The organism is Anaerolineales bacterium (assembly GCA_022866145.1).
GTDB lineage: Bacteria > Chloroflexota > Anaerolineae > Anaerolineales > E44-bin32 > PFL42.
In genome coordinates, this window is the sequence record JALHUE010000091.1 from 1 (window position 1) to 4,268 (window position 4,268).

General features: G+C 67.6%; 6 protein-coding genes. All 6 read right to left on the bottom strand.

Annotation, left to right across the window (positions count from 1 at the left end; genetic code table 11):
* On the bottom strand, positions 1 to 376 hold a 376-nt coding region (locus tag MUO23_02945; GenBank protein ID MCJ7511912.1), incomplete at its 3' end, for an MGMT family protein.
* Positions 377 to 411: 35 nt separating this feature from the next.
* On the bottom strand, positions 412 to 1,314 hold the full coding sequence (locus MUO23_02950) for a hypothetical protein (GenBank protein ID MCJ7511913.1): 903 nt from the start codon (positions 1,312 to 1,314) through the stop codon (positions 412 to 414).
* A 170-nt stretch (positions 1,315 to 1,484) separates the two neighbouring features.
* Positions 1,485 to 2,726, bottom strand: coding sequence for an MFS transporter (locus MUO23_02955; GenBank protein ID MCJ7511914.1), 1,242 nt, complete (start codon positions 2,724 to 2,726; stop codon positions 1,485 to 1,487).
* Positions 2,727 to 2,800: 74 nt separating this feature from the next.
* Entirely contained in the window at positions 2,801 to 3,634 is an 834-nt protein-coding gene (locus MUO23_02960; protein ID MCJ7511915.1) for an NAD+ synthase, read from the bottom strand.
* On the bottom strand, positions 3,627 to 3,950 hold the full coding sequence (locus tag MUO23_02965) for a hypothetical protein (GenBank protein ID MCJ7511916.1): 324 nt from the start codon (positions 3,948 to 3,950) through the stop codon (positions 3,627 to 3,629). Before MUO23_02965 ends, MUO23_02960 begins: the two co-directional genes overlap by 8 nt.
* Positions 3,951 to 3,954: 4 nt before the next feature.
* Positions 3,955 to 4,268, bottom strand: a 314-nt coding sequence (locus MUO23_02970; protein MCJ7511917.1) for a hypothetical protein, incomplete at its 5' end; no start/stop codon positions are given.

Sequence of the window (4,268 nt, forward strand, 5' to 3'; positions counted from 1 at the left end):
GGGCCTTGACCCCTGGTGCTGCGGCCGGGGACGGATCCCAGCCGAAGACCCAGAGCTCGATCTGCCCGGCCTCATTGAACTTAACCCCTTCCAGCTCGAGCAGGTGCCGCTGAAAGGCCGTACTGAACCCCGGGCGGGGGCTGACGTTCCCGCGCGCATTGACCACGCGGTGCCAGGGGACGTCCTCCGGGCAGCGAGCCATGGCATAGCCTACCCAGCGGGCCCGCACCCGTTCGTAGCTGAGCGGATCTACTCCATGAGGAGGTGGGATGAGCATGGCGATTCGGCCGTAGGTCGTCACCCGACCGGGCGGCAGGGTGCGCACGATCCTGAACACCTTGCGGTCGAATGCCGTCATGCTTCGAGATCGACCCATGCCGTGCGTCCTCGTCCCGGCGCCGACCTGCGGTATCAAGGATTCAACGGACGAAGCTGCGGTTGGATCTCGAGCCGGGCGAGCAGCGCTTCCAGCTCGTCCTGGACCAGCGGTCTTCCCTTGCCGGCGACGGCGACCAGGGCGGCTTCCAGCAGATTCGTGCCGAAGGTGCGGCCATCGAAGACGGGCGTCGAGGTCACCAGATGGCTGCATCCCCACTCTCGAAACAGCTCCACGTCCTCGGGCGTGGTGGTGTTCGTGACGATGATCTTGCCCGGGAGGCGGTCCGGGGCGAAACGCTTGATGAAGTGGGCATCGCCGGCGATCACCGTCGCCCAGGCGTAGTGCTCGCCCCAGCGCGGCGTCCGCTCCTCCTGCTTCTCCCCGGTCGGATACAGCCAATGGAAGGGGAGCCGGCCGGCGATCGGCATCACCAGGGCTGCCACCCGCTTGAGGGCGGCCTCCGAGCGGATCGGGAACGGCAGGCCGAGGGCGAACATCAGGTCGCCGAAAACGCAGTCGTATCCGGCGTGGAGGAACGACATGGCCATTCCCCAGCGATCGGCGCCAGAGGTCACCAAGCAGCGGCGGGGGGAGATCTGGTCGCCTAGGCGTGCGTCGAGGAAGGGCGCCAGCTGCCGTTCGAGGGTGTTCTTCAGCCCGCCCCCGTCGACAACCGGCGTATGGCGGATGAGGCGCACCATGGGCCGGACCGAGTACAGCGGATACCACTTATCGCCGACCCGGCATCCCAGATCGGCGCCGCCGACGCCGAAGGCATCGACCTTGCCGTCCAGTTCCTGGTACAAGCGGGCGGCCTTCTCCATGTCGCCGTCGGTGCCGATCCGCTCCAGACGGATGCGCTCGCCGAGCAAGTCGATCTCGGTCGCCTTGTCGCGGCGGGACGAGCCGATGCTGACGCTGACAACTCGCTTCAAGTGCGACCTCCCGGGCTCTTTCGACGGCCTGAGCCTGGATCAGACGATGATGGCAGCCGCGGTGGGCGTCGATTGCTGCCCGGTTGGCTGCTCGGCCCCCGGGATCGGGAGGCCACCGGCAGGGCCCAAGGAGCGTGATCCGAGCGTTCCAGGCCCGCGCGGCCAGCATATCACACTGCCAGCGGCTCGTCCCCCTGGTACCGGCGGAGCTGAGGGAAGCGCGACGCCACCCATCCGGTGGCCGCAAGGCAGGCGATGCCTCCGCTGACGACGGCCGCCGTCGCGCCGAAGAGCTGGGCGACGACGCCGGCTTCAACCTCCCCCAACTGCGGTCCGCCTAGGAAGAACACCTGGACGATCCCGGTCATCCGGCCGCGCAACCGGTCGGGCGTCTGCAGCTGGCGCAGCGTGTTGCGGATAATGGTGCTGACGGCGTCGGTGAGGCCTGTGGCGGCCAAGGCCACGAACGTCAGCAGAAAACCGCGCGACAGGCCGAAGACGATCGTGGCCAGACCGAAGCCCGCCACGGCCAGCAGCAGGGTGCGGCCTTGATGGGCAACCTGGCGGCGGAAAGCCAGGAACAGGGCGGCGGCGCCGGCCCCTACCGAGGGCGCCGCCACCAGCCAGCCATAGCCGACAGCGCCGACGTTCAGGATGTCCTTGGCGAAAATTGGGAGCAGGTAGGTTGCCGAGGCGAAGAACGTGGCGAAGAAGTCCAGCAGCATGCTGGAGTAGATCAGCGGCTGGCGGACAACGTAGCGCAAACCCTCGAGGGCGGAGTCCTTCAGCTCGCCTGGACTCCACAGCCGGCCGTTGGCGGGTCGGGCGAGCTCCTGGGTGACGGGGCCGATCGCCAGCAGCGCGAAGATCACCGCCAGGAAGCTGACGGCGTTGATGATGTAGACATACCCAACCCCCGCCGAGGCCAACACGGCCCCGGCCAGCACCGGGCCGATGATCGAGGCCAGATGGTAGATGGTGGCGTTGATGCCGAAGGCGCTGGGGAGCAGTTCGCGCGGCAGTAGGTTAGGGATCAGCGCCTGGCGGGCCGGCAGGTCGAAGGTCAAGACGGCCGACATCAAGGCGGTGATCAGGTAAATGCTCCACAGCTGGGCTCGGCCGCCGAGCGTCAGCAGGCCGAGCAGGAGCGCCAGCAGCGCCAGGGCGGATTGGGTTGCCAGAATCAACCCGCGCCGGTTGAAGCTGTCGGCGGCGACGCCGGCGATCACCGAGAACACGATCACAGGAACGATGTTGGACAGACCGACGCCGGCCAGGGCGATCGGCTGGCCGCTGAGGTCATGAACCTGCCACAGGACCGCCGTGGCCTGCATCCGCGATCCGGCGATGGACACCAACAGCCCCAGGCCAAGCAGGCGGTAGTTGCGGTAGCGAAGAGCCGGTGGGATCAATACGCGCCGTCCTGCAGTGAGGGATCGACCAAGCTGTGCAGGGCCTGGGAGGGTTCAACGCCAGCTCGCTGCCGTCAAGCGCCCCAGTCCCGTATGTCCAGGAAGTCGTAGCCAACGGTGCGGTTGCTCAGTTTGGCGATCGGAGGCAGCAAGCGTTTGTACTGGCTGCGCCGAATTCGCTCGACGACCTGGTGGACAAACGCCGCCGGGAAGCCCTGTTCGACGCACGCCTCCGGCGAGGTGCGACCATCGACCAGAAGCATGAGCAGCCGATCCACCTGCTCGTAGGTGAGGCCGAGCTCGCCTTCATCGGTCTGCCCCACCCAGAGATCGGCGCTGGGCGGCTTGGCGAGAATCACCTGGGGGACGCCCAGCGCACGCGCCAGCTGGCGGATCTGGGTCTTGTACAGATCGCCGAGCGGATTCAGGGCGCAAGCCGAGTCGCCGTACAACGTGGTATAGCCCAGCAGGATCTCCGTCTTGTTGCCGGTGCCGATCACCAGGCCGTGAAAGTCCGCCGACTGGTCGTACAGCAGGATCATGCGCAGCCGGGCAAACACGTTCCCGCGGCGGATGCTGTCGGCCTCTGGGACCAGGTCGAACAGGGCCTCGGCCATCGGTGTGACGGGGAGGGTCTTTTCCTGAACGCCGGTGGCGCGCACCACCAGCTCAGCATGCTCGTAGGACTCGGGCGCCGAGGTCTTGTACGGCATGCGCAGGGCGAGCACGTTTGCCGGACCGAGGGCCTCGGCCGCCAGGTAGCACGCCAAGGCCGAGTCCACGCCGCCAGAAAGGCCGATCACGCCGCGGGTGAGCCCGGCACGCTGTACTTCGGTCCGCAAGAATCCAACCAGGATCTCGCGGGCCAGATCGGTATGGAATGACAGATCGGGTGCCGATTCAGTCATGGCCACCTGCTTTGCGGCTGCCTACCCCCGGCAGGGATGGCTGGCCGGGGTTGGCAGCATGAATGCGCAGCCGTTCCCGCAGGGTGAGCGCTGTGCGTTCGTCGCGCAAGACCGGGACCCGAGCGCGAGTGCGGACCAGCTGAGCGAGGCCCAGGGCCTGCAAGGCGTATCCGGTCAGCGACAATGCGTGAGACAGGATCAGGTCTGCCCCCGAGTCCCTGGCCTGCGCCGCCAGAGCGAGATGCTTCTCAAGATTCCCTGGCAGGTCTCCCAGCCGGGAGTTGATCTGTTCCAGTGCGAGGGAGAGGTGGCTCATTGGGTCATCGGTTGGGGGCGGGTCTTCGGCGAAGCCCGAGGGCCAACAGCCCGAGGACCAAGGCCGCCGCCCAGGCAAGAGCGTCCAGGCGCATCGCGCCCCAGCGGGGAGCGGGATCTCCGCGCAGGAATGAGAGGGCCAGCCCGCTGAGGCTGAGGGTGAGCAGGGCGATGAGCGCCGGGACACCGGTCGGCAAGGAGGCGGTCGGCTTCCGCAGCAGAAAGAGCAGCGCCGCCAGGCAAGCCAGGGCGCCGGCCGCCTGGGTCGGCCAACGCGGCAAGCGCACTTGCATCAGGCTGGGCGAGACGGGGAGCCGCA